Annotated in this window: 14 protein-coding genes; all 14 read right to left on the bottom strand. The window is 60.0% G+C overall.

Annotation, left to right across the window (positions count from 1 at the left end; genetic code table 11):
• Positions 1 to 44 precede the first annotated feature (44 nt).
• Entirely contained in the window at positions 45 to 1,283 is a 1,239-nt protein-coding gene (locus PYK22_RS05645) for an endo-1,4-beta-xylanase (RefSeq protein ID WP_211197622.1), read from the bottom strand.
• A gap of 11 nt (positions 1,284 to 1,294) precedes the next feature.
• A complete protein-coding gene (locus PYK22_RS05640; protein WP_041975177.1) occupies positions 1,295 to 2,803 on the bottom strand; it encodes an MFS transporter in 1,509 nt (502 codons plus the stop codon).
• A 36-nt stretch (positions 2,804 to 2,839) separates the two neighbouring features.
• Positions 2,840 to 5,119 (bottom strand): glycoside hydrolase family 3 N-terminal domain-containing protein, encoded by a 2,280-nt coding sequence (locus PYK22_RS05635; RefSeq protein ID WP_041975176.1) that lies wholly within the window; start codon positions 5,117 to 5,119, stop codon positions 2,840 to 2,842.
• A 60-nt stretch (positions 5,120 to 5,179) separates the two neighbouring features.
• Positions 5,180 to 6,481 (bottom strand): hypothetical protein, encoded by a 1,302-nt coding sequence (locus PYK22_RS05630; protein ID WP_211197621.1) that lies wholly within the window; start codon positions 6,479 to 6,481, stop codon positions 5,180 to 5,182.
• Positions 6,482 to 6,582: 101 nt separating this feature from the next.
• The gene (locus tag PYK22_RS05625; protein WP_041975175.1) at positions 6,583 to 7,827 is read right to left on the bottom strand and encodes an enolase C-terminal domain-like protein; all 1,245 of its coding nucleotides are present in this window, start codon (positions 7,825 to 7,827) and stop codon (positions 6,583 to 6,585) included.
• Between the two features lie 84 nt (positions 7,828 to 7,911).
• Positions 7,912 to 10,011, bottom strand: a complete 2,100-nt coding sequence (locus PYK22_RS05620) for an alpha-glucuronidase family glycosyl hydrolase (RefSeq protein ID WP_041975573.1) — start codon at positions 10,009 to 10,011, stop codon at positions 7,912 to 7,914.
• 190 nt (positions 10,012 to 10,201) lie between these two features.
• The gene (locus PYK22_RS05615) at positions 10,202 to 11,851 is read right to left on the bottom strand and encodes a GH35 family beta-galactosidase (protein WP_041975174.1); all 1,650 of its coding nucleotides are present in this window, start codon (positions 11,849 to 11,851) and stop codon (positions 10,202 to 10,204) included.
• 222 nt (positions 11,852 to 12,073) lie between these two features.
• On the bottom strand, positions 12,074 to 12,544 hold the full coding sequence (locus PYK22_RS05610) for a PEP-CTERM sorting domain-containing protein (protein ID WP_041975173.1): 471 nt from the start codon (positions 12,542 to 12,544) through the stop codon (positions 12,074 to 12,076).
• 160 nt (positions 12,545 to 12,704) lie between these two features.
• A complete protein-coding gene (locus tag PYK22_RS05605) occupies positions 12,705 to 14,714 on the bottom strand; it encodes a cadherin repeat domain-containing protein (RefSeq protein WP_157770690.1) in 2,010 nt (669 codons plus the stop codon).
• Positions 14,715 to 14,980: 266 nt separating this feature from the next.
• Positions 14,981 to 18,502 (bottom strand): TonB-dependent receptor, encoded by a 3,522-nt coding sequence (locus PYK22_RS05600; protein WP_083437633.1) that lies wholly within the window; start codon positions 18,500 to 18,502, stop codon positions 14,981 to 14,983.
• A 239-nt stretch (positions 18,503 to 18,741) separates the two neighbouring features.
• Positions 18,742 to 19,947 carry an ROK family transcriptional regulator gene (locus PYK22_RS05595; RefSeq protein WP_041975172.1) on the bottom strand — a complete coding sequence of 402 codons (1,206 nt, stop codon included), beginning with the start codon at positions 19,945 to 19,947 and terminating at the stop codon, positions 18,742 to 18,744.
• Positions 19,948 to 20,183: 236 nt separating this feature from the next.
• Positions 20,184 to 21,608: a type I glutamate--ammonia ligase gene (gene glnA / locus PYK22_RS05590; protein ID WP_041975171.1), complete on the bottom strand. Its 1,425-nt coding sequence runs from the start codon at positions 21,606 to 21,608 to the stop codon at positions 20,184 to 20,186.
• Positions 21,609 to 21,788: 180 nt separating this feature from the next.
• Positions 21,789 to 23,852: a heavy metal translocating P-type ATPase gene (locus PYK22_RS05585; protein ID WP_041975170.1), complete on the bottom strand. Its 2,064-nt coding sequence runs from the start codon at positions 23,850 to 23,852 to the stop codon at positions 21,789 to 21,791.
• Between the two features lie 675 nt (positions 23,853 to 24,527).
• Entirely contained in the window at positions 24,528 to 25,040 is a 513-nt protein-coding gene (def, locus tag PYK22_RS05570) for a peptide deformylase (protein ID WP_041975167.1), read from the bottom strand.
• Positions 25,041 to 25,073 lie beyond the last annotated feature (33 nt).

The raw sequence follows: 25,073 nt of genomic DNA, 5'->3' as shown, positions 1-25,073 counted from the left end.
TCCTCGCAGCGAACTTGACCTTCCGAACCTCTTCTCGGCTCGACTCAGCGCGCTTTGAGATCCGTCTTCCGAACCGTCCTTCGATTCGACTCATCACCCCTTGCGGCGCGTCGGCTTCCGACCGCCGATCGGTTCATGCCGACGGAGATGACGGCGTAGAAGGCCGGTTTCGGACGCCCCGCGCGATCGAAGAGCAACGGGTAATCGGTCCGCCCGCGCGCCGGAAAATCATTCAACCAAGAATCGGCGTCCGTCACGTTCCAGAACGAGACGCGATCGATCACATCGCGATGTTTAAGATAGATCTTGAACAGTTCCGCGTACCGTCGCGCCAGTCTCTGCTGAACCTCATCTGGCAAGCCCTTGGTATACGGGTTAAGCCGCGGATCGGAAGCGGCGCGCTTCGCCTCGTCCGATCCCGGCTCCACCCACGGCAACACGCTCACGTCAAGTTCGGTGACGTTCACCTTCAAGCCGAGTTTGGCAAAAGCGGCGATCGTCTCATCGACCTGCGCGATGCTCGGCCAATCGAGCCGGTTATGCTCCTGTAGCCCGATGGCCGTAATCGGCACGCCTTGAGACTTCAGTTTACGGATGAGTTCGATCGCGCCGCGCCGTTTGGCCTCGTTCTCCAGAGAGTAATCGTTGTAGTAGAGTTCCGCTCCCGGATCGGCTTCGTGCGCGAACTCGAACGCTTTCGCGATGTAATCCTCGCCGATGATCTTCAGCCAGGGCGACTGCCGAAGCGTGCCATCTTCATTTAACGCTTCGTTGACGACATCCCAACCACGGATCCGACCCTTATAACGCCCGACGACCGTGTGAATGTGGTCGCGCATGCGCTCAAGCAGAACCTCGCGGCTTACGGGCCGCCCCCGCTCATCCTCGAAGACCCAGCGCGGCGTCTGATTGTGCCAGATGAGCGTGTGGCCGATGATCGTCATACCGTACTTTTCGCCGAAAGCGACAAAGCGATCCGCCGCCGCGAAATCGTAACGATCGGGCGCCGGATGGACCAGTTCCCACTTCAAGACGTTCTCCGCCGTAACAGCGTTGAAGTGGCGCCGAATGATGCCCACCGCGCGTGCGTCGCGTTCGTAGATTTGCGCCCGATTGATGGATGCGCCGATGAGAAAAGCATCTTTGTATGCATCTTTGAGCGCCGGTTCTTGGCCGAAGCCCGCCGTCGCCAGCAGGATGACCATCAAAAGCTTCGTCGCTCTTGATAGAGCGCGCTTGACTGCTGAGCGTTGCGTGAGCGCGATCATCGTTGATCTCATCATGTTCGCCCCTCTCACTTCATCGTCGAAGGCACTGTTTGCGGCGCGTACCCCTTGCGCCGCTCTTCGAGTTCGTTTTGAATGCGCAGGTTGAGCCGCTTGCCGATCGGATAGATCACGAGACAGATGAGGACGAAGGCGAGCGCGACGGCCGGATAGATGCTCGCTCCGAGACGGATCCCGAGAAGCGCGCGTTCGGTCTGCGCCACGTTGGGAACGTAGCCGTAGGCTTCGAGCACCCAGGCGCTCAATGCGCCGCCCAAACTCAAACCCGCCTTTAACGCAAACAGGATCCCGGCGTACATGAAACCTGTGGCCCGGCGCGCAGTCTTCCACTCCGAGTAATCGGCCACGTCGGCGATCATCACCCACAGCAGCGGCACGGTCGGTCCCCAGCCGATGGCCCAGAGGATGCCCAACGCGAAAACATAGCCGATGGAGGTTGGACCAGCGGAGAAGATCAAGGCCGTAGCCACGGCTGTAACCGCTACGCCCGCGATGAAGACCTCTTTCTTGCCGAAACGGTCGGCGAGCGGTTTAGAGAGGATGATCCCGACGATCTGTACGAGGCTGCCCAGCACGAAGAACAGGCTCAGCCCGACGGCGGCGGCATTCGAGCCATCTGCTTTAACCAGCAGGCCAAGCGAATCTAAGACCATTTCCCACCACGTCGCCGCGCCATTGGCCGCCGCCAAGCCCAACCTGTCGAGGAAGGCGCGAAGCTGCTGCTGGTCGAGATAGTAAGCGAAGAAGTAGTTCGTCGAACTGCCGCGCACGACGAGCATCGTAAAGACGAGCAACGTGAGGACGAACATCACGACCCAAGGGCCGCAGGTGAAAACGTTCCGCAAATCCTCTCGCAACGAAGGCTTCTGCTCGGGCGGCGGAGCGACGCGCTCGCGCGTGCTGACGAAGGCGATCAGGTTCAAGACGACGATCGCCGCGCCGAAGATCGCCATCGTGATGGCCCAGCCTCTAGCGGAATTGACGGAACCGCCGAATTTAACGACGAGCGGTAACGGCAACGCTTGGATGATGAACTGCCCCACGAGCGCGCCGACGAAGCGATAGCTGGCGATGCTGCTCCGCTCGCTCGCATCCGGAGTCATCACGCCCATGAGCGCCGAATAGGGCGTGTTGCTCGCCGAATAGAGGATCATCACCAGCGTGTATGTGACGTAGGCGTAGATGAGCTTTCCGGTCGGCCCGAAGTCCGGCACCACATAGACGAGCCAGAAGATGACGCCGAACGGGATGGCGGTGAACAGAATCCATGGGCGGAACTTGCCCCAGCGCGTCTCGGTCCGGTCAGCTAACGCGCCGATGACCGGATCGAAGAAGGCGTCCGCCAACCTGAGCACGAGAAACATCGACCCGACGGCTGCCGCCGAAAGCCCCGCCGTGTCCGTGTAGAAACGGGTTTGGTAGAGGATCATCGATTGGAAGAAGAAGTTGGTCGCGACGTCGCCGAGCGCGTAACCGAGCTTCTCTTTGACCGGAAGTCGATGGATGCGATCAGCCATGGCACTCCTCTTTCGTTCGTGAGCCGCTTGCTCGCGCTAGATCACCTGCAACGTCACTCTCCGCAGATCGACATCGCGCGATGAACGGCCGATCATGATCTCGAACTCTCCCGGCTCAACCGTGTAGTTCATCTCGATGTCGTAGAAAGCGAGCGCTTCAGGCGTGATCTCGAGCGCGATGGTGCGCTTTTCGCCCGGATTCAGAAAGACCTTTCGGAAACCCTTCAGTTCTTTAACGGGGCGCGTCACAGAGCTTATGAGATCGCGCACATAGAGCTGGACCACCTCGGCCCCGGCGCGCGTCCCCTCGTTAACTATGTCGGCAAAGACGCGCGTCGCCTCGTCGCGCCCGATCCGTTCGCGTTCGAGTCGCACATTCTCGATCGAGAAGTTCGTATAACTCAGACCGTAACCGAAGGCGTAGAGCGGCGAGGCGTCATCGAAAAGGTAGCCGCGGCGCGCCGACGGTTTATGGTTGTAGAAGACTGGCAAATGCCCGGCTGAACGCGGGATCGTGATGGGCAGCTTCCCGCATGGGTTGAAATCGCCGAAGAGCACTTCGGCGACGGCCCTCCCCGTCTCCTGGCCGAGATACCAGCATTCGAGGATCGCCGCCGCGTCTCGGCTCACGCTGTTGATCGAGAGCGGACGACCGTTGAAAAGGAGAACGACGATCGGCTTGCCTGTGGCGACCAGAGCTTGAAACAGCTCCTCTTGCCGACCGACGAGATCGAGACTGGCCCGATCGCCCATGTGCGCAAGCGACCAGGCCTCGCGCGAAAGCTGCTCGTTCTCGCCGATGCACAGGATGACGACGTCAGCCCGTTCGGCGACCCGGACCGCCTCGGCGATGAGTTTTCGGTCCTCCTCCGGATCGCTCAACACGACCTCGTCCTGGTCCCACGAGCCGCCGATCGTAAGGCCGCAGCCCTCAGCATAGAGCACCTCGGCGCGATGCCGCACCCGCTCCTTGATCCCATCCAAGACCGTAACATAACTTTTCGGCACGCCGCTGTAACCGCCAAGCAGGACTCGATGCGCGTTCGGTCCGATGACGGCGATCCTTTTGAATCGCGCGAGATCGAGCGGCAGAAGTTGCTCATCGTTCTTCAACAACGTGACCGCTTCGCGCGCCGCGCGCAGCGCCAACGAGCGGTTGCGCTCCGAGCCGACGATCCGCTCGGCCTCGTCCGGATCGACATAAGGATCATCGAATAGGCCCAGTTTGAACTTCCACAGGAGCATCGGCGCGACAAGTTCGTCCAATTCCTCTTCGCGCAAGCGGCCCTCGCGAACCAGTTCGACCAAATGGAGATAGCAATCCGGCTCGGGAAGCTCGATGTTGACGCCAGCGCGCACGGCCAAACGACAGGCTTCGCGCTTATCAGCGGCGATGAAATGGCCGTGCGTTTCAGGGCGATAATGCAACTCCCAGATGGCGTAGTAGTCCGAGACGACAAACCCGCCGAAGCCCCATTCGCCGCGCAACACATCGCGCAACAACCACCGGTTGGCATGAGAGGGCACGCCGTCTATCTCATTGTAGGAAGCCATCACGCTGATCGCGCCCGCTTTTTGAATCGCCTCTTTGAAGGGGTGAAGGAACGTTTCGCGCAACACGCGCAACGAGACGTTCGCCGGCGCGCAGTTCATGCCCGATTCCGGCTGCCCGTGCGCGGCGAAATGTTTGAGCGTGGCGATCAGATGCTTTCGATCGCGAAAACGCGCGTCGCCCTGAAAACCGCGCACCGCCGCAATGCCCATCTGCGCGACCAAGTGCGGATCCTCGCCGAAAGTCTCTTCGACGCGCCCCCAGCGCGGATCGCGTGCGACATCGACGACCGGCGTGAGCGCTTGATGCGCGCCGCGCACGCGCGCTTCTTCCGCCGTCGTCGCGTAGACCTCTTCGACCAATTCCGTGTTGAAAGTCGAAGCGAGCGCGATCGGTTGCGGGAAGCTGGTCGCGTCGCGCGCCGCGTGCCCATGCAGACACTCCTCGTGAAAGATCACGGGGATGCCCAACCGGCTCTTCTCGATGAAGAACTTCTGAATGGCATTGGTCAGCTCCGCCATCCCGCGCGCATCGCGCCCGCCTCCGGCATCGCTCGGTCGCCCGACCTGTCCCAAACCATGACCATCCTTGAAGGCCGCGGCGGCTCGCTGTGGATCGAACTCGCCTTTTTCGTCAACGAGCGTTTCGGACTTCTGCCGCCAGACGCAGATCATCTGTGCCGCCTTCTCTTCCAAAGTCATGCGCGCGAGCAGATCGCGCGTCCGCTCCTTTGCCGAAAGCTCTGGATTCTTATAAGGCAACATCTTTCGCCCTCTCGCTCCTTTCCCTCTTCGATCGGCCAGAAAAGATCCTTCAAGTCAAGCTTATGGCGCGCCTTCGATCGCGACCCACCGGCGAAAGTTTTCGGAGAACAGCCGCGCGACATCGCGTTCGATCTCCCGCGCCGTGACGGCGCGACCGCTGGCGAGCAACCGCGTGTAGGCTTCAACCAACGCATCGGCGATGACGCGGCGCGAGTGTTTCCATTTGTAGATCAACTGTTCGAGTATGCGCGCATCCGAATGTTGCGCGATGAAACTCGTCCCCAGCAGTTCGATCCGCTCGCGGGTGATCTCCGCGACGATCGAAGGGTTATTGAGAAACCACCAGCAACCGAAAGGCATCAAGTTGCTGAACTTGCGCGCCGCCACGCACAGTTCGTGTTGATTTTCGCGCGACAGGAAGGTGACGAAGAAACGCACATCCGGATTCTCCGCGCACATCCGCTCGACCGCCTTGACATCGGCTCGCCCCACCCCGTCGCCCGCGATCCGCAAGGCGGGATTCACGCCGCGCCGCACGCCGATCATCAAGCTGAGCGGGAGCCCCGCGGCGCGAGCGGTCGGCAACACCGCTTCGCGAAGCAGTCTGTCGCGCACATCATCGCTCGGAAAACGGAAATCATCCGGCAACGAGACGGCCATGTAGAGCGGCCTCATGCGTGTGATCCAATCATCGAGGAAACGGCGCACTTCGGCGACCGTCTTCGCATCGATCGCCGTTTCGACGGCATATCCGCGCTCGGCGAGCTTCGGCACCGCGTTCGTCCAATCATTGAGCACGCGGTCCAGACGAAGCGCCGCATGAAAGCGCGCATCGATGCGCACGCCGTTCTCCCAGACGTGAGCTTCGCGCGCATCGAGCGGATCATTGGTCATCACGACCGCTTTGACGCGCGCCATCTCGAAGACCCGATCGAAATGCTTCGCCACATCCTGTGTCGCGAAGAATTCCCTCGCTTCGTCGAGAGTGGCGGCGTTCGTGCTGAGTCCGAAAGCTTTGAGGATCGTGACGATCCCCCGCGCCGCCTCAGAGAGCGGGCTGTTTTCGACAAAGAGCGTCCGCCAGATGAGATCGGCCTGCTCGCGTTTGCTCATCCGCCAGAAACGTTCCGGCTTCAGCTCGACTGAGCGAAACATCTCGGCGATCAGATAGTGATAGGTGAGCAGGTCGTCTATGCCGAACAGGGCCATCTTCCCAAACTCGATGGAGAACAGGTGCGTGTGCATGTCGATGACCTGCGTCTCTTCGACCGCTTTCTCGACATGCCGCCGCAGTTCGACCTCATCCGTCAAGAGCGGTTCCAACTTCTCAGTAAAGGAAGCGCGCGAACCGGAATCCATCATGCCAACCATCCCTTCCTCAGAGTGCATCTGGTGCGAACCATGAAACTTCGAAAAGGCGCTCTCATCCTCGCTTCAATCTCCGGGCGAGAGCGCAAAATCTTTCAATACGGGATCCGCGGCTGTCGCGCATCAGCCGGATCGGCCCAGCGCTCGTTTGGGATCAACGCCACCCACCCAGGACGCAACGGATCCTTGTCATACGGGTATCCACCCAACCGCCGGTACTCCTCCGCATACTGCGCCACTTTCTCACGATCCAGTTTCACACCTAAGCCCGGTCCATCCGGCACCTTGATCGCTCCGTCTTCGTAGCGCATCTTCCCGCCTTCGATCACGTCATCCGCCAGATGGTGATAGTGCGCATCGGCCGCATACCGCAGGTTGGGCAGCACCGCCCCGACGTGCAGCATCGTCGCAAGCTGCACTCCCAACTCTCCGGACGAGTGCACGCCGATCCCTAGCTGGAACGTCTCGCAGACCCCGGCAGCCTTCACGCACGGCCTCATCCCGCCCCAAAAGGTCGTGTCCAACAAGATCACATCCACCCCGCGCCGCAACACGTTGGCCGCCAACTGCTCGAAGTTGACCACCACCGTATTCGTCGCCAGCAACTGCGGAACGCGCTCGCGCACCTGTCGCATCCCCTCCAGCCCGTAAACCGGATCTTCCAAGTAATCGTTCTTCATCCCAGCGATCTCGCGCCCGAACCAGATGGCCTCGCCCACACTCCACACAGCGTTCGGATCGAACCTGAAGCTATCCTCACCGAATTCCTCGCCCAACGCGCGATAGCACGCCAGTTCGTACTCAGGCGGGAAGACCCCGCCCTTCAACTTATGCGCGCGAAAACCGTATCGTTCGCGTAAAGCTCGCGCATGCTCGATCAACTGTTCGACGGTGCGCACCTCGCCCGCACCCGTTCGCGGATTCGCGTAACGGAAGAAGAGGTAGGAAGCGAACTCGACGCGCTCGCGCACGCGCCCGCCCAGAATCTCGCTCACGGGCACGCCCCACCGCTGCCCGAGGATGTCCAAACAGGCGAACTCGATGGCGGCCAGAACTTGCGTCCGGTTGTTGTAGAGCGAGGCGGTCGGATTGGCGAGCAAGAAACGCAACTCTTCCAGCCGGCTCGGATCATGACCCAGAAGCTGCTCGCGGATGGCGCGGAAGACGGCTTCGGCAGATTCGCCGCCACCGCCCATCTCGCCAAGACCGATCAAACCATCATCCGTTTCGATCTCGACGAGCGTGCGAACGAATCGCCCCCAATGGCAACCGTTGGCATGACGAAGCGGCGCTTCGAGCGGAACACTGACGGTCGTCGTTCGTAGATCTGCGATCTTCATCTCTTTCCCCAAGCATCTGAAATCAGAAGAAGCCCCACAGCATATCAGCTTCCATCATCATCCAACCAGATCCGACTTCACCCTCTACCATTTCAAACTCGTGGTCATATAAAAATCGAGCGTGTGCGCCGGTCGTTCCACGCCCGGCGGAAGCGGACGTTTCGCGAAGGTCTGGAAATAGAGCAGGACGGCGTCGCGCCACCAGACGGCATCGCGCTCTTGAATCGCCAACTTCCGGGCCACTTCCGCGTGCCGTTCCGCGTCGATCCTGTCAGCGAGCGCGTCCCACTCTTTGCGCGCCGCGCGCACCCAATCGACTCCGCGTTGATAGCGAAGCGCCAGTTCATCCCACAAAGTCCGGCCTGAAAGCAAGCGATAATCCCATGGCACGTGATGAAACCAGAGGAGGAACTTCTCCGGACACGTCGCGATATTGGCGAAGAGGTCGCGGATCGGCGGGTTGTAGCAGCTTACGGCATCGCTCCCCGTCGCCGTTCGATCAAATCCGAGGCCGCGCGCATCGGCGCGATGGTAGTAGACCGAGTTCCAGTCGGGCCGCTCCGCCTTGTCCCACCACGGAGCTGGTCCGTAATGGTGGCCCGGCCACATGATGTGATGCAGCCCCAACGGAGTCATGTAATCGACCAAAGCCTCGTATGATTCGAGCATCATCCGCACGATCCGCTCGGCGGTCGCGGGATCGCGCGTGAAGGTCATCCGCACCCACTCTTCGGCGATCCGACGCGGCGCAAGATTTGGGTCCCAAGCGAGTCGCCCGAAAGCGTACCAGTTCGCCTGCGCGAAATGATGACCGGTCCAGTTCCTATCCGATCCCGTGTTCGCCACCCCGGCCATCCCCGTCAAACGCTGCCCGTAGAGGCTGCCGTCTATCACTTTCGCGACGGTCGAACCCGGCCCTTCAGCGTAAGTGTCCGAGTCCAGAAACTCGCGCCACATCATGGCGAGGAAGACGAGATGATTGGAAAAACCCAAGTACTCCTGCGTGATCTGCAGTTCCGGCATCAACTGCGTCTTCGGCATCGCGCCGAAGAGCGGATGGAAAGGCTCGCGCGGTTGAAAATCGATGGGCCCGTTCTTGACTTGCAGCAAGACGTTCGGCGCGAACTTCCCATCGAAAGGTTTGAGCGAGTCATAGGCGGCAGCGGCGCGATCATAACCGGGCTTCGGGTCATAGACGAAAGCGCGCCACATCACAACTCCGCCATGCGGCGCGAGCGCCGCGGCGAGCATGTTGGCCCCGTCGGCGTGCGTGCGCCGGTAGGTGCGCGGCCCCGGCTGCCCCTCGCTATCGGCTTTGACCAGAAAGCCGCCGAAATCCGGAATCAGGCTGTAAATCTCGTCCGCTTTCTGCCGCCACCACGCGGCGACCGTCGGGTCGAGCGGATCGGCGGTCGGCAATCCACCGAGCTCCATCGGCGCCGAAAAGCGAATCGAAAGGTAAACGCGCACGCCGTAAGGGCGAAAGGCGTCGGCGATCGCCGCGACCTTGCGCAGATATTCGGCGCTCAGAATGCGCGCGTCGGCATTGACGTTGTTCAACACCGAACCGTTGATCCCGACCGACGCGCAAGCGCGCGCGTAATCGCGCAATCGCTGGTCCACTCGCGCGGGAAGTTCGCTCCAATTCCAGAGCGATCGTCCCGCGTAACCGCGCTCGATGCTGCCATCCAAATTGTCCCAGTGATTGAGTATGCGCAGACGAAGGCGCGGGCGCTCGACGATGTCAAGATCATCGAGCGGTTGCACGGTCTGCATCAAACGCAAGAGATGGAATGCGCCGTAGAGCGCGCCTACCTCACCATCAGACGCGATCGCGATCGCCCTCCGCCCGTCCAACCTGACGGAACGGATGATGTACCCTTCGGGTCCGAGCGCGCGCAACAGATGGTCCAATCTCAATCGAGCGATCAGCGGCGAGCTTCGCGGCGTCCCGACGATGATGGCGCCGTCGCGATCGAGATCGGCAGCGACCGCAACCTTCGTCCCAAGCAAGCCGGAAAGCCCGGCCACCAACTCTTCTCGAATGGCCGCCAAAGTGGGCGATCTTCCTTGAACCACCAAACTCGCCACATGAGGCCGATAGCGTTCGACTGTTTGTTTGGGAAGCGAATCGTAACGCAACCACAGACGATAGCCATCCTCAGCCATAACGCCTGCGCTCATGAAAGAGGCGATGACGAAACTCAAGACCGGAATGATCGCCTTGCGCCGTTGATTCACTTCTGATTTTGCCCTCCACTTCATATTCGACGGCTGGACCAGCGAATGCGAGCGTCGATGGCGCGGATGCGATGGCCGCTAGCCCTCAAGCCTCTTCCGATCCCCATTGACGATCCGCTCGTTCGAAACGATCTCAACGGTAACGATAGAGCTTGATGCGTTGGATGCTGAACCGGCCCGGCTCAAGTCGCAGGTGACGCCCCTGATGCGTCTGATCGCCATTCAAACGACGCCCCGCCACCCACGCTCCGTTCACATACTTCCCTTCTTCCACAGAGAGAATGCCGACCTGCGGGTCACCAGGCGAATCGGCTTCAAACGTGACCGTCACCCCAGTTCCGGCAAACAGGAACTCATCTTGCCCGATGGCGATCGCCAATCCGCCCGAAAGCGGCGCGCGCTCCGCCGATGGGCGTTCATAAGTGACGTTTAACCTGTAACCGCCTAAGCTGATCTGTTGCGGTTGGCGTTGCAGTTCGAGATTTTCCGGCAACAGGCCGACCATCGTCCCCTTCCCCTGATGCGCGAGGATGAGCGGCGCAAGCTGCCTCAGAAGATCGTAACCGGCGGCAAGCGCCTCTCCTGTCGCCTCATCCGCCGATTCGATGCCAAATGGGCTGAAACCGATCGCGTCATGTTGAGCGAAGGCATAAAGCGCCTGGACCGCGTTGAGCTGACCGAGGCCGATCTCGGGGATGAAGAGCGGATTGCCCGCACGATGGTAACGTCGCACCCACTCGGTGAAATTCGGGAAGTAGATGTCGGGCGCGAGAAAGTCTATCTGCGGCGCGCCCGCGCGCCAGATGTCCATCAAGTGCGGCAACGGTCCGCCGCTCGGATATTGACCGGGCACGTAGCCCGGGCGGATGAGCGCGGCGTTGACGAACATCGGCAGCGGGTATTCAGCCTTGCCTCGTTCCGCTACGCGGTTCGTGTAACGGGCGAAGTGCCACGCCATGAAGATCTCATCGGTCAAGGGCCCTTTGCCGAAGATCTCTTCCCATGTGCCGCGCGCCCTGTAACCGTTTGCCACCCAAGCGGCGCGCAGTTCCGGATGAAGCGTCTCTTTATGCTGCTCCAAGTAACTCATCAATTCCGCCGGCACTTGCTGGCTGAAGAGCTTGTTGGCGACGGCGCTGCGGTCGCGCGAGTCGGGTATCATCCCGATCTCGTTTTCGACTTGGACCATGATCACCGTGTGGTCCTGCCCGTCCACTTCGCGCAAGTGGCGCATGAGCGCAGCGAAAGCGCGCGCGTCCGCTTCGACGTTCTCTTGACTGAAAGGCGACAGGATCTCCAGGCCGCGCCCCGCGCGATCTTCCGCGCGCGGAAACCGCCTTTGATCCTGCTTTACCCATGCCGGCGCATAGCACGACATGCTGTTCTTCCACGAACCGAACCAGAGGAAGACAAGCCGCAGCTTATGACGCCGCGCCTCCTCGATCAGACCATCGACGAGACTGAAGTCGAACTTGCCCTCGCTCGGTTCGATCAACTCCCAATAAACCGGGGCGAGCACCGCGTTCAAGTTGAGTTTGACGAGCTTCGGCCAGATGGGTCGCATGTACTCGAGGCTCGAGGCGGAAGAGTTGCCGAGTTCGCCGGCGAGGACGAGGAACGGCTGGCCGTCGACGATCAATTGTGTGGCCGTCCCTTGCCGACGCAGGTGCGGAAGTGAACCTTGCTGAGCCTCGCCCTTCGCCAAAAGGACGCAAACGATGACTAAAGCGTACGCCACGCTACTGAGCGAAGGCGCAGATCGTCGGTCAAATAGATGAACCATCTTCGGAGATCGCTCCCGGACTTGAAAGAACCTTCTTAAGGGCTGTTCGCCTTTAAAACGCAAAAGTTACTGCCAGAGCCTTCGGGCGCTCCGGCAGTAATCTTCATGGCTTCGCCAGAAGAGAGAAGCACGGCATGACATGTGCTCCTTGAAACTTCACCGCCTCGTCTCGCGACGGCCATCGCAACGGAATCGAAGTCATAACATGCGCTCCTTGAAACTTCACCGCCGCCGACGCACTCTGAGCATGATCCCAATCAATCCTGTCCCGATCAGCAACATAGCGGTCGGCTCCGGTACGACATGGACCTCGAACGATGCCGTGTTGCTTATCGGATCAAGGGCCAACGGATCGCCGCTCTCTCCGCCGAGGATCGTAAAGAAGCCGGTATAGATCCCCTCTGACGCCTGTGGACTGATCGTCACCGTGAACAGCACGGCAGTGTAGGTCGCGCCCGGGGCCATCGAAGTCGGCGCGTTCAAAATGAACGGATCGTCATTGAGCGTAAACGGGCCGGCCAGACTCAAAGCGTCCGAATTCAAGTAAACGGAACCGCTGTTTGTGCTCGGCGCGACAATCGTGCCGACAATGGAGAGCGTGCTGCCCGGCGCTCCGACTACGGGCGAAAACAGTGTCACAGTCAGATTGTCAGCGCGCGCGGCAGAATGCAGAATCAAGCAGGCAACCACCATCGCGAAAAGAAGGGACGGGAGATTTGATGGTCTCATTTCACTCGCTCGTTCTCGCCGCCGTCGCGATGAGACGAACAAGGACGGGAGATTTGATAGCCTCATTCCACACCCACTCTTCTGGGATGCGAGATTTAACCCTCTCATTTCACCTCCTCTCTGGCTAAGGCAATCGAGCGCGAATGCTTCCGAGGAACGTTCCGCCCGCATAGCTGCCCGCGTAGCGCTCGATCACGGCTGAACCCGATGGGCCCGCGCTTGCGGGGAATTGAAGCGTGACGCTCGCAGATCCGCCCGCAGGGATCGTGCCCAACGCGACCGGCAATGAGGTTGCGCTAACTGCGCCGAGCGTGGCGGAAGTCAACCGGACATTTTCCGCGTTAGCGAACCCGTTGTTAGTGATGACGACCGTCGCTTGATAGCTACCATCGGCAAGCTTCGTCAAAGTCGCCGTCGTGACCAACTGAACGGTCGCGGCAGAGATCGTCACCGTCTCGCTTCGACTCATCAATAGACCATCGCCGACGGCAACCTGCAACGTGTAGCTCGGCGTATCGCTCAAATCCAAAGAGGCCGGGTCTTTGACAGTGATCTGCCCCGTGCTGCGATCGATGGAGAATTTACCGACGCCGGTGCCTCCCGTAATCTGCCAACTGCGCAGCGTACCTCCATCCGGATCGATCGCCGCCACTTTGCCGACATTCGTCGAGCCCTTTGCGACGGTGAATTTCTGGTTGGGTATGATGACCGGCCTCTCATCGCGCAAGTATCTTGCGGCAAATTGAGCGAATGTGGGCCAGTTAGGGACGGGCGTATGACCTTCGATCTGGCGCCTCCAGCCGATGGTGCCATCGATGAAGGCCACATTGAACGGAGGCGTGCCGCCCACTGACTCATCCGGGCCTGAAGTGAACACGGTCCCCGGCGGGATGATCAAGCCGGGCCAGCCGAGAAGCTCCCAAACGGGAGAGGCGAGCAGTCCCGAGAGGAAGGTGCCGCGCGGATCGGCCCACGCATCGCCAAAGCCGGGCGGCGTATCCGTCCCATTCGTGATGAAGATCGCGCGCGGAGCGATCAGCGCTACCGTCGAATGGGCATCGACATCTAAAAGTTCCAACCTTCGAGGGATATAGCCGCCCGGGTTCAATGGCCCCATGTACTTCATGATATTCCCGTTCACCCAGTGGTACTCCGACGTGGATGAAGCGACGAACTCCAAAGGCTCACCCCAGTGTCGCCGGGCGATCGCCGTGCCCAAGGCGCCCGCATCGCTGGGCCAGACAACGACTATGCGGTCGTCGTAAGCTGCCGCCACCAAGGCGGACTTGCCGTAACGCGAGTGACCTTCGACCCCGACCTTTTCCGCATCAAGATCGGGATCGGTAGCGAAACGATCGATCAAACGGCTAACGCCCCAAGCCCAAGCCACCAGAGCGCCCGGATCGTCGGGTTTTCTCCAATTACCTTTGTTGATCAACCCGATCAAGTAGCTGGAGAGGTTAGCCCCTCCGCTATCGGGTTGAACTGAGGTGGGGTTGTAGCTGCAGACCCCTATCCCATAAGGCGCGGTGTATTGAAATCTACTTACGCCCTCGCCGTAGGTGATGATCACCGGGTATCTCCGCCCCGATTCGGCGGGAAATCTGCACTGGGCGGTGATGACCGGTGTGTTTCGGAGGGCGGGATAGCTCGACGTATCGACGACCCCGGTGAAGGTCTTTTGTCTGTAAGGATAATCGACGCCATTGACGGTCTGGACGCCGGTCGTGATGGCGCTCACCGTCCAATTGATCGGGATGTGCGGGTCGATGGCTCTACCGTAAAGCTCTTGCTGAATCAAGCTGAAAATCTCAGGGCGACGTTTGGTCCACCAATCCTCCGCAGTCGTAACGGGCGTGCCGTCTTTCATCTTCAGCAGATCTATATCGGTGTAACGAGGGGTCGAAAACGGACCATAATCGCCATATCCGCTCATCGCGCCGCCCTGCGCACCAGAATCGCTATCATAGGTCGTCCAAAGGCCGAACGGCGTCCGCGTAACCAGATGGCCCCGCGGGTCGGTCCAGTTGCCCTCAGGATTGGCCGGATCACGCGGCCAAGCGTTTACGGGGCGGTTTGGATCCTCTATTCTGGGTGGAAGCGTGGGGAACTTTATGCCCAGAAGGCATAACATTCTGTCCCTATCCTGAGTGGCGGTAACGCTAGCCGTCGGGAATTGCAAATCCAGAATCGAGCAATCTTGCGCGATGATCGTTCCTTCAAGCAGAAGAGAAACGATCAAGGCGCCTAGCGACGCGCTAAGGCATGCTGCCGACCTGCGAGATGTCATTCTCCTTTCCTCCCTTAGCTGCTCGTCGGAACGACCAAGCGGACTCCTTCAATGGGTTCCTTTCGGATAGCTCGGGAGAGGGCGATCTCCCGAGCCATCCGAATCTTTATTCAGAACGCCAACCGAGCCCCAAAACGCCACTGACGTGACTGGTTCGGGCCGTAAGTTGACGTGATAAAGCCAAATGTGGGGCTGTTGATATTGGCATCCGGGTTGGCGAAGTTCGCGTGGTTGGTCGCGTTCAACGCCTCGGCCCGGAGCTGAAATTGCACCCTCTCCGTGAAATAGAACGTGCGGTAGATGCTCAGATCCAGCTCGAAGAAACCGGGTCCGCGGAGATTGTTCCTGCCGACAGTCCCAAAGCGCGGCCCGTTCTCCGGCGCCCAAGCGCAATTGGAAGTGCAGTTGATGCCGAGGACCGTGTTGTCGAACCAAGGCCCAGCTGCAGACCCGCGCTGTGAGGATGTTCCCACTCCACCGAGGATGGCGATGTTGGACTTAAGCTGGTTAGGCACTTGACCGCTTCCGGCAGCCAGCAAATTGGGAGCCGTATTCTGCACGATATAGATCGGCAGACCGCTCATGACGCTCATGATCCCGCTCAGCTGGAAACCGCCAAGCAGCTTGCTCGCCCAACCTTCACGCGCCCAACGTTGCCCCTTGCCGAAGGGCAGATCATAGACCCAATAGGTTTGCCAGTTGTGTGTTCGGTCGTAACTTGCCGGACCACGATTGCGCTCCTTTTCAGGCAGGTACTGAATCCGTGGACCGCCATCGTTGTCCGCATAGTTGATCGCTTTCGACCAGGTGTAGGCCGAGCCGAAGAGCGAACCGCCCAAACGGCGCGTAACGAGCAGCTGCATGCTGTCATAGGTCGTCGTCCCATAGGGCATGATCATGTTGATGTCGCCCGTCAGACCGAACTTGGCGAAGAGCGGACGCCCCGCGTCCCCCGTTCCCGGCGGGCCAGCGTTGATGTTGATGAACCCCATCTGCCCGACCGCGCGCGTGCCGACGTAACCAATCTGAGCGACGAACTTCCACGGCAGTTCCCGCTCGATGAGGGCGTTGAAGGAGTGAATCTCCTTGCGCATCGGCGTCTTCGGGATGGTCGTCGTGCTGACGTTGGCGGGAAGCGGGATGATGCCCGCGTTGATGTTCGGCGGAGTGCTCGTGTTGATCAGGCCCTGCCGCAGCGTGGTCACGGGGAGGAAAGAATTATCTACCCCGTTGAATTTGGCGGTCGGCATCTCCCAGATATTGGCGACCGGATAAGCGTTCCTCATGTCTTGGAAGGGACGGGGATCAGCCGACTGCCCGTAACCGCCGCGGATCACTGTTCGGTCATCCAACCGGAAGGCAATACCAATGCGCGGCAGAAACTGTCCGGGGCCGGATTTTACGCCGCTATTGAATGGCACGCCGTCGAGGCCGCCCGTGTAGACTAAACCGGTGTCCGGGTCAAAGCGGTTGATGCCGGTGTGATCCTTCCGCGGAACCGGGAAACGCTCCCAGCGCAAACCGTAGGTCAACGTCAAACGCCGACCGATCTGCCAGTGATCGCGCGCGTAAAGAGCATACTGCTGCCACCAGACCGAGTTCGGATTGCGAAGCTGGTCCACCTTGCCCGCGCGGGTCGGCATGCCGAGCAAGAAATCGGCCCAAGCGTGAAGCTGCGAGCTCTCGGCCAGACTGGCCGCATCGCCCTGCCGCCTCGTGACATTGCCGGTGAAGGAGAACGAACCGCGCACGGTTTGGAACGTCCCGCCCTGCGGTTGGAAGTGATTTAGCTGAGGATACATGTAGTCGAAGCCGAAGCGGAACGAATGCGTCCCCTTCAGCCACGAAAGGTTCGCCGCGGCGACATAGTTGTTGTCGCGAAACAGGAACGGATTACCGGTGTTGGTGTTGCCGAGTTCGGTCCACCCGGATATGAAGAAGGCCGGGGTGCCCCCCTGGAGCCTATCGGGACCGTTGGTGCCAGGGATCCGCAAGATATTCAGACCAACGTTGGTGCCGATGTCGAAGGCTTCGGCTCCGAGCCGCTGCCGCGTGTAGCCGACGTTCACATCCAGAACGACCGTCGGACTGAAAGTGTAGGTTGCGCCGAGACCGACGACTTGAATGAGCCCGGGAGCTGTCCCCAGTTGTCCGCCGTTCATCGCCGGACCACCGGCGTCGCCAAAGACGGGCGGGTCGATAATCAACGTCGGCGAAGCGCTGTAACGACCAAAGAATGTGAGTTTGCCGCCCGCGTTATAGTTGATCTTGACATCCACGTTGGTGCGATTGAACTGGCCCACACCGGTCGTCGCGTAGTTGTTCGTCAAACCGGGTAAGTTCGGAAGCGGCAATCTTTTGATAAGCTCCAACGCCGCCGGATCGATCCTGCTGGCCGGGATGGTGTTGTTCGGGAAAGGCGTCCGCTTTGACGGATCGGGGTCCGACAGCGGATCGTAAACGGTGATCCCCGTGCCCGTGAAGTTGACGTTGCCGTTGGCGTCCGGGCGCAAGAAAGCCGGTGCGACCGTCGCCGTGCCCCCGGCCGCGTTCCGCTGCGTCGTGCGCTCAAGATCCGTGAAGAAGAAGAGCTTATTCTTGCCGCTCCAGATGGCTGGACCACCCTCGCCAAAACGCGGCAAGATGACGGGCCCGCTAAGCGCGTAACCGAACTGCGCGAGGATGTTCTTGGGGATCTTCGTCTGGTTCACAGGTTGGAAGAAACGCCGCGACTGGAAACGACTGTTCGTATCATATCCCCAGAAGGCTCCGTGAAAATCGTTCCCGCCGCTTTTGATCGTCACGTTGACTGCCGCTCCGCCTGCCAGACCTTGCTCCGCATCAAAGGCGTTGGTGACGATGTTCACCTCCTGTATGGCCTCGGCTGGCGGCACATAGACGGTGTTGGTCGGCAACCACGGATAGATGACGCTCGCTCCGTCAATCTTCGTGTTGTTCTGCAAGCGCGATACGCCATTGACGTTGTAGGAGATCGACCGCTGCGGATTGCCGGCGGCTGAATTCTCCTCGCCGCTCCCGTTGTTGACAAAACCAGGGCTGCGCGAAGTGCCCGGGATCAGCAGAAGCATCGTCTGGTAGTTCCGCCCGACGCTCCCAAATAGCGGCAGGTCGTTGATCTGCCGACTCGGCAGCGTGTAGTTTACGTCACCGCGGTCAGTTTGAAGCATCGGGATCTCAGAGCCAGCGACCGTTACGCTGCCTGTTACCCCGGCCAGTTGTAATTGGACGTCTATGCGGCGAATCGTGTTCGCGTTTATCTGCACGTTCTCCTGGACGAAAGGCTGAAATGATCCAGCCTGAATCGTCACCTTGTAGATGCCCGGCTGTAGATCGTTGAACTGATAGACTCCGCTTTCGTTCGTGGTCGTATTCTTAGCGACGCCCGTGCCAACGTTCACCACCTCAACCGTCGCCCCAGGGACGGTCGCGCCCTGCGGATCAGTGACGGTTCCGGTCAACGTGCCATACAGGACTTGAGCGTCGCCGACATGGAAGGAAAGGATGAGCAGTAGAGACGCGACTAAGCCTTGAAGCGGAGCGGCCCACTGGCGCCCGCGCAAGCCCCATCGTCGTTCTGTTCTACATGACGCTCTTTTAACCACACGACACATGGTGTCACCTCCTCAATTGAAACGAGTTTTTTCGCTGCCCGCGCTGTGTCGGGACTCGCCTGCCCCCTTGCCCTGGCGGACGTCACAAGCTCAGCCGACGACGAGGCCGAACGAGATCGCGTTCGAGCTTTCGGTCCTGCCGTCCGCAAGATCTGAAGTGGAGTTAGCCTCGTGAACCCATCGCTGAAAAGTTCGAAGTTTTAATTCGCCCCTCGAACAATTTTTACAAAGAGATCCTCTCAGGCGACTTCCGGAGCGCCGAAATGCTTCTGCAAGACGAGCGCGATCGTCCCCCGCAGACGCGGCTGCATCGCCGGATCGGTCGGCACAATGCGCGTCGGCGCGCCCGTCACATTCCGACGGCGCACGATCTGTTCGATGATCGGGCCGATCCGCCCCCAAAAGCGCGTCACCTCGCCGACCAGCACGATGACGTCGGGAGCCAGACCGGTGATCAGCAGCGCGATCCCAACGCCCAAATAGTGGGCCATCGAAGCGATCGCCTCGTTCGCCTTAGGATCGCCCTGATCGGCCAAACGCAAGATATCGTCGAAGCTCAGCGACGCTTCCGGCGTTCGACTCTCCATCCTGCTGCGCGCCGATGTGGTCGCCTGCACGTAGTACCGGACCGCCGCCGAATTCGAGGCGTAGACCTCCCAGCAGCCACGATTGCCGCAGCGACACTCGATGCCCTCTTCGACGATCGTGATGTGTCCGAACTCCCCGGCGAGCCCGTTTGAGCCTCGCACCAACTGCCCGCCGAGGATCACCCCGCTGCCGATGCCTTCGGAGACCGTCACGGCGATCAAGTTCCGCACCCCTTCACGCCCAAACCACAGTTCGGCGAGCGCACAGGCATTGGCCGCGTTCTCCAACTCGACGGGCAATCCCGTCGCCTCCTCGAGCGGGGTCTTCAAATCGACGTCGCGCCATCCGAGATTCGGGGCGAAGACCAACCTCTGCGAGGCGAGATCGATGCGCCCAGGCAGACTCACGCCGATGCCCTCGTATGCGATGCCGGGATGCGTGTCGATCAAGTTCCGCAACCGCGTGCGCAGATCGGCAATGAACTGCTCTGGATTGGACGCCGTCGAGAAGGATTCCTGCGCCATGAAGTTGGCATCCAAATCTGCCAGCGCGATCGTCGTCATCGCCGGACGCACGTTGATCCCGATGATCCCGACGCGATCGCGATTGAGATAGAGGAAACGCGGCTTGCGCCCGCGCGGCGCGTGCCCGCTCGCCCCTTCCGTCACCCACTTCTCTTTGATCAACTGATCGACGATGACCGAGACCGTGCTGCGCTGAAGGCCGGAGTAACGCGCCAGATCGGCGCGCGAGATCGGCTGATGCCGTCTGATCAGGTTGAGCATAATGCGCCGATTGATATCGCGCGCCGTCTCGCTCGTCGCCACTTGGAAGTTGGTCAGATCTATCTTCCGCATCCGAATCTTCAGCCGCGCGCCCGGCCTCCGCTCAGCTTTAATTCGAGCCGCGAACTATATCACGCAACGATCGTTTTGACAATAGTTTTTTTGACGGGCGCCTCAAAGAAAGGAGCGCGGCAACTAGAGCACAAGGCATTCGAGCGATTGCGAGTTTTTTGACGGATGCCCCGAAAGAGAGAGCGCGGGGGCTTTGGCCAACCCCCCGCGCTCATGAGATCCTCAAGGCTGTTCGATCAGACGTCGAAATAGAGCGCAAATTCCAATGGGTGTGGCCGCATCCGCAAAGGCTGCACCTCGCGCTCACGCTTATAGCTGATCCAACGCTCGATCAACTGTGGCGTAAAGACATCGCCCTTCAGCAAGAAGCTGTGATCGGCCTCGAGCGCGCTCAACGCATCGTCGAGCGATCCCGGCAAGCTGGGGACGTCTTTCAGCTCTTCGGGCGAAAGATCGTAGATATCCTTATCGAGAGGCTCGCCCGGGTCGATGCGATTCTGGATCCCGTCGAGCCCAGCCATGAGCATCGCGGAGAAGGCGAGATACGGATTGCAGGATGGATCCGGCGGGCGAAACTCGATCCGCTTCTGTTTCGGATTCTGCGAGAACATCGGGATGCGCACCGCAGCTGAGCGATTGCGCGCCGAATAGGCGAGGTTGACCGGCGCTTCGAAGCCCGGCACGAGTCGCTTATAGCTGTTGGTCGTCGGCGCGGCAAACGCGACGATCGCCGGCGCGTGTTTGAGCAACCCGCCGATGTAGTAACGCGCCAGATCGCTCAACCCAGCATAGCCATCGCCGGCAAAGAGCGGCTTCTCATTCTTCCAGAGCGACTGATGGCAGTGCATCCCGCTCCCGTTATCGCCGTAGATCGGCTTCGGCATGAAGGTCACAGCCTTGCCGTATCGATACGCTGTGTTGCGCACGATATATTTGAAGAGCTGCAGATTATCGGCGGTGCCGAGAAGGGTCGAGAAACGGAAGTCGATCTCGCATTGCCCGGCGGTCGCCACTTCGTGGTGATGACACTCGACTTGAATGCCAACGCTTTCGAGCGTCAGGGCGATCTCCGAGCGCAGATCGCTCAAACTATCAGCCGGTGGGACCGGCACATAACCTTCCTTGTTGCGGATGCGGTAGCCGAGGTTCGGGCTTTCGAAACCGTTGCTGCCGCGCCCGGAGTTCCATATGCCCTCGTCCGACTCGACTTCGTATCCGGCGGCGTTCTGCTCGTTATAGAAGCGCACGCTGTCGAAGACGAAGAATTCAGCCTCGGGACCAAAATAGGCCGTATCGGCAATCCCCGTAAAGCGGAGGTAACTCTCCGCGCGCGCGGCCACCGATCGCGGATCGAGCCCATAGCCTTCTTTGGTAATCGGATCGACGACATTGGCGATGAAACATACGGTCGGCTCCTCAGCGAACGGATCCATCCAGAAGCGCGATGGATCGGGCACGAGCAACATGTCCGACTCGTGGATCGAAGCCCATCCGCGCAAACTGGAGGCATCGAAGCCGAAGCCATCTTCGAAGCTGCTTTCGGATAGTTCGTGAATCGGGAAGGTTAAGTGATGCCACGCTCCGACCAGATCGGTGAAACGAAGGGAGACGAATCGAGCTCCGTGATCTTCAGCATACTTCAGCGCTGTTTTGGCGTCCATTTTCTCTCCTTATTAAATTTTGGGGTGTGGATTTTGTCAGCCGCTTCCGGGCGGCTCGGGTATGAGCACGAAACCGTGCAGAAGGCGAACGTCATCGTTCGGCAGGCGCTCTTCATTGTTTTTTAAAAGATGATGATTATAAGGGCTCGGGGAGGGATGTCAAGGGTGATTTTTCCCGTCCTAGCGGCGCAGCAATCGGGCTGAATTTGCGAGTATTCCCAGATCGGGCAGCGATTGGGCGGCGGCGGCGAGCGTTGGCGGCAGCAGGCCAAACGCCGCCAATGCCAATCCTGCCGCGTTATAAACGACTGTGAACGCGAGGTTCATCTTCACGACGCGCATCGTTCGCCGCGCGATGCGTATCGCTTCCGGCACGAGCGACCAATCCTCGCGCAAGAGCGCGACGTGCGCCGCTTCGATAGCCACGTCCATCGCACCTATCGCGACGCCGACATCGGACTGGGCCAGCGCCGGCGCATCGTTTACGCCGTCGCCGATCATCACGACCGTGCGCCCATCCGCTTGATGCTCTTTGACGATACGGATCTTGTCTTCCGGCAAAAGTTCGGCGCGATACCCGATGCCGAGTTTTCCGGCAAGCCCTGCCGCGGCGCGTTCGTTATCGCCGGTGAGCAGCTCTATCCGCTCTAGTCCGAGCGCGCGCAGTTCGTCGAGCGCGGCAGTGACATCTGGACGAAGAGCGTCAGAAGCGGCAAGCACCGCAGCGAGTTGATCATCGCAAGCGACGAACAGAAGCGTCTTCCCTTCAGCTTCCAAACCACGTGCCACCGGCAACGTGCCCGCCTGCGGAATGAGATGCTTATTGCCAACGATCACGGTCTTGCCGTTCACCTTGGCCCGCACGCCCATACCGGGGAGCGCTTCAAAATCCTGCGCTTCATATAGCGGCAAGTTTTGCGCGCGCGCGGCGGCGCGCACCGCTTCGGCCAAAGGATGCTCCGAGTAACGTTCGGCGGAAGCGGCCAAAGCGAGTATTTCGGAGATCGGCAATCCGTTGAGCGAAAAGATATCGCTGATCTGCGGGCGACCGAGCGTTAACGTGCCGGTCTTATCGAGCAGAATCACGTCGGCACGTGCCAACGCTTCGAGATATCTCCCTCCCTTAACCAGCAGGCCGCGCTTTGCGCTCGCGCCAATCGAAGCGAGCATCGCGACGGGCGTCGCTAAAGCGAACGAACAGGAACAGGCGACGACCAACACGGCAACCGCAGAGAGAGGTTTGCCGATGATGAGTGTCAGCGCGGCGACCGCGCTGACGATCGGCAGATAATAGGCGCTGAACCTATCGGCGAGCTGGTGCATGTCGGCGCGATGGCTTTCGGCTTCTTCCACCATCTTGATCACGCGACCGAAAGTCGTATCGGCGCCGATGCGAAGAGCTTTCACACGCAAACTCCCAAACTGCGCGATCGTCGCCGCGAAAACATGCGCGCCTGCGGCGACCTCGACGGGCATAGCTTCACCAGTGATGGCCGCCTGATCGACTGTGGCGCGCCCGGCGATGACCTCGCCGTCTACGGGGATCTTCTCGCCGGGTCGGACGATGACTATCTCACCGATCTTCACTTCGCCGACCGGCACTTCCAGCGCCGCTCCGTTGCGCTCGACACGCGCCGTTTGCGGCGCAAGCGCGAGCAACTCTCCCACAGCGCGACGGGCGCTTTGCGCGGTGAGACGCTCGATATAGCCGCCGATGCGCATGAAAGCCACAACAATTGCCGCCGTCACCCATTCGCCGACGATCAACGCCGCGAGCGCCCCGATAGTCATCAGAGTGTGCGAAGTGATCCGCCCTCTGAACGCAGCGCGCAAAACGTTGCGGAAGATCGGCAGACTGCTGACGATGACAACTCCGACGCCGAGAGGGAACGGAACGAATTCGTTCACTCTCTTCCATACCCCGAACCATTCTCCCGCGACTATGCCGCACAAAACGGCGCTGAAGAGGATGCCTAGAATCTTCGTTCGACGGACGAGCGCGGGAGCGGTCGATGGGAGATCGGCGACCGAATAACCAGCGCGCTCGATCGCCTTTCGTATCGCGGCGAGATCGATGAGCTTCGGATCGAACTTGATGATGACCTTTCGAGCGGACGGCGCGACACGAACATCTTCAACCCCGGGAAGTCTGGCGATCGATTCCTGAACGCGCCGAACGCATGCGGCACAGTCCACACCGCTTAAGCTTAACTCGATCGTCCGTTGACCATTCGAGCTCTTCATCTCACTCCGCCCCTTCTGCCCCCATGTTATACCTCGCGCAGGGACTTCGCTTCTATTACGGAGCGCAAGCGATAAACTGCTGGGGTTTTCATGTCAGCCCGCCTTCACCGCCTTATCCAATCGGCATCTTCGGAAGATCTCTTACGATCCTTCTCTTCGCTGCACCGAATGGCCTGCGCCACGATGGGATCCGCGATAGCAGAATCTAGAAGCAAGAATCTGCTCTCTTCACGCTCGGTGGCTCGTTCGGTTATGCTCGGACTCGGCGCGCGGGGCAAAAGGTTCGAGAATTTGCAAGGAACGCCAAAGTATGCGCCGAATATGCTTGCGTCCGAAATGGTTTCACAAATAGACCGCTTGGCACTGACGACGGGCGAGCCCCCCGTGCTCGATTACAAGCAGCGCATGGGATCTCGCCATATTGCGGATAAGTTCGCGCCGGACTGACCGCAACCGTGCGTCCGCCGCGCGTTCTGGAGCGTCCGGTGTAGCTTGAAGCTGCGACCGAGAAGATTCGCGCTCTTTCACGCGGCGATCGCGTGAAGAAGAAATCATATCGATCCGGGCAAATGGAGACCGCCCATCAGAGCTTTTGCGAGTTTTACAGACTGGGCCAGGAAGCGCACCCATCCAGACTGGCGAAAGTTTTCCGAATCTGAGCGGAAGCAGAGTCGATCACCATTCTCCCGCTTTGATCAATTTCTTGATGCGCCGTTTGACCATCTCGCGTTTGAGCGGCGAGACGCGCTCGATGAAGAGTATCCCGTCGCAATGATCGGTTTCGTGCAGCACGCAGCGGGCGGCAAGCTCCTGCGTGTCTAGCTCAAACTCTCGCCCTTCCAGATCCTGTGCGCGGATGACGGCGCGCATCGCGCGCGTCACGGGCAGGTAGATTCCGGGAAACGAAAGGCATCCTTCTTCGCCCGTCTGTTCGCCTTCGGTGGCGATGATCTGCGGGTTGATCATGACATGCCGTTGCGCCGGATCCTTGCCGCCGGAACAGTCCATCACAAAAAGGCGTTTGCTCACGCCGACTTGCGGCGCGGCAAGGCCGACGCCTGATGCCGCGTACATCGTCTCGAACATATCTTCGACGAGCCGCTTTAGTTCCGCGTCGAACTCCGTCACGGGCTCGCCCGGCGTCTCCAAAACCGGATCGGGATATTTGACTATCTTGCGCTTAGCCATATTCCACAACAGACGATTTTACGACCGATCGGG

This window comes from Pyrinomonas methylaliphatogenes (assembly GCF_000820845.2).
Classification (GTDB): domain Bacteria; phylum Acidobacteriota; class Blastocatellia; order Pyrinomonadales; family Pyrinomonadaceae; genus Pyrinomonas; species Pyrinomonas methylaliphatogenes.
The sequence above is the reverse complement of the archived record's forward strand: the minus strand, read 5'-3'. Positions and strand labels throughout refer to the sequence as shown.

What these genes read in the sequence shown, in the direction of transcription:
- PYK22_RS05600 (WP_083437633.1), bottom strand. Translation starts at nt 18,502, where the DNA reads ATGTGTCGTGTGGTTAAAAGAGCGTCATGTAGAACAGAACGACGATGG.
- PYK22_RS05610 (WP_041975173.1), bottom strand. Translation starts at nt 12,544, where the DNA reads ATGGTGGTTGCCTGCTTGATTCTGCATTCTGCCGCGCGCGCTGACAAT.
- PYK22_RS05595 (WP_041975172.1), bottom strand. Translation starts at nt 19,947, where the DNA reads ATGCGGAAGATAGATCTGACCAACTTCCAAGTGGCGACGAGCGAGACG.
- PYK22_RS05615 (WP_041975174.1), bottom strand. Translation starts at nt 11,851, where the DNA reads ATGGTTCATCTATTTGACCGACGATCTGCGCCTTCGCTCAGTAGCGTG.
- PYK22_RS05605 (WP_157770690.1), bottom strand. Translation starts at nt 14,714, where the DNA reads ATGTTATGCCTTCTGGGCATAAAGTTCCCCACGCTTCCACCCAGAATA.
- PYK22_RS05620 (WP_041975573.1), bottom strand. Translation starts at nt 10,011, where the DNA reads ATGAGCGCAGGCGTTATGGCTGAGGATGGCTATCGTCTGTGGTTGCGT.
- glnA (WP_041975171.1), bottom strand. Translation starts at nt 21,608, where the DNA reads ATGGACGCCAAAACAGCGCTGAAGTATGCTGAAGATCACGGAGCTCGA.
- PYK22_RS05640 (WP_041975177.1), bottom strand. Translation starts at nt 2,803, where the DNA reads ATGGCTGATCGCATCCATCGACTTCCGGTCAAAGAGAAGCTCGGTTAC.
- PYK22_RS05625 (WP_041975175.1), bottom strand. Translation starts at nt 7,827, where the DNA reads ATGAAGATCGCAGATCTACGAACGACGACCGTCAGTGTTCCGCTCGAA.
- PYK22_RS05635 (WP_041975176.1), bottom strand. Translation starts at nt 5,119, where the DNA reads ATGTTGCCTTATAAGAATCCAGAGCTTTCGGCAAAGGAGCGGACGCGC.
- PYK22_RS05645 (WP_211197622.1), bottom strand. Translation starts at nt 1,283, where the DNA reads ATGATGAGATCAACGATGATCGCGCTCACGCAACGCTCAGCAGTCAAG.
- PYK22_RS05585 (WP_041975170.1), bottom strand. Translation starts at nt 23,852, where the DNA reads ATGAAGAGCTCGAATGGTCAACGGACGATCGAGTTAAGCTTAAGCGGT.
- def (WP_041975167.1), bottom strand. Translation starts at nt 25,040, where the DNA reads ATGGCTAAGCGCAAGATAGTCAAATATCCCGATCCGGTTTTGGAGACG.
- PYK22_RS05630 (WP_211197621.1), bottom strand. Translation starts at nt 6,481, where the DNA reads ATGATGGATTCCGGTTCGCGCGCTTCCTTTACTGAGAAGTTGGAACCG.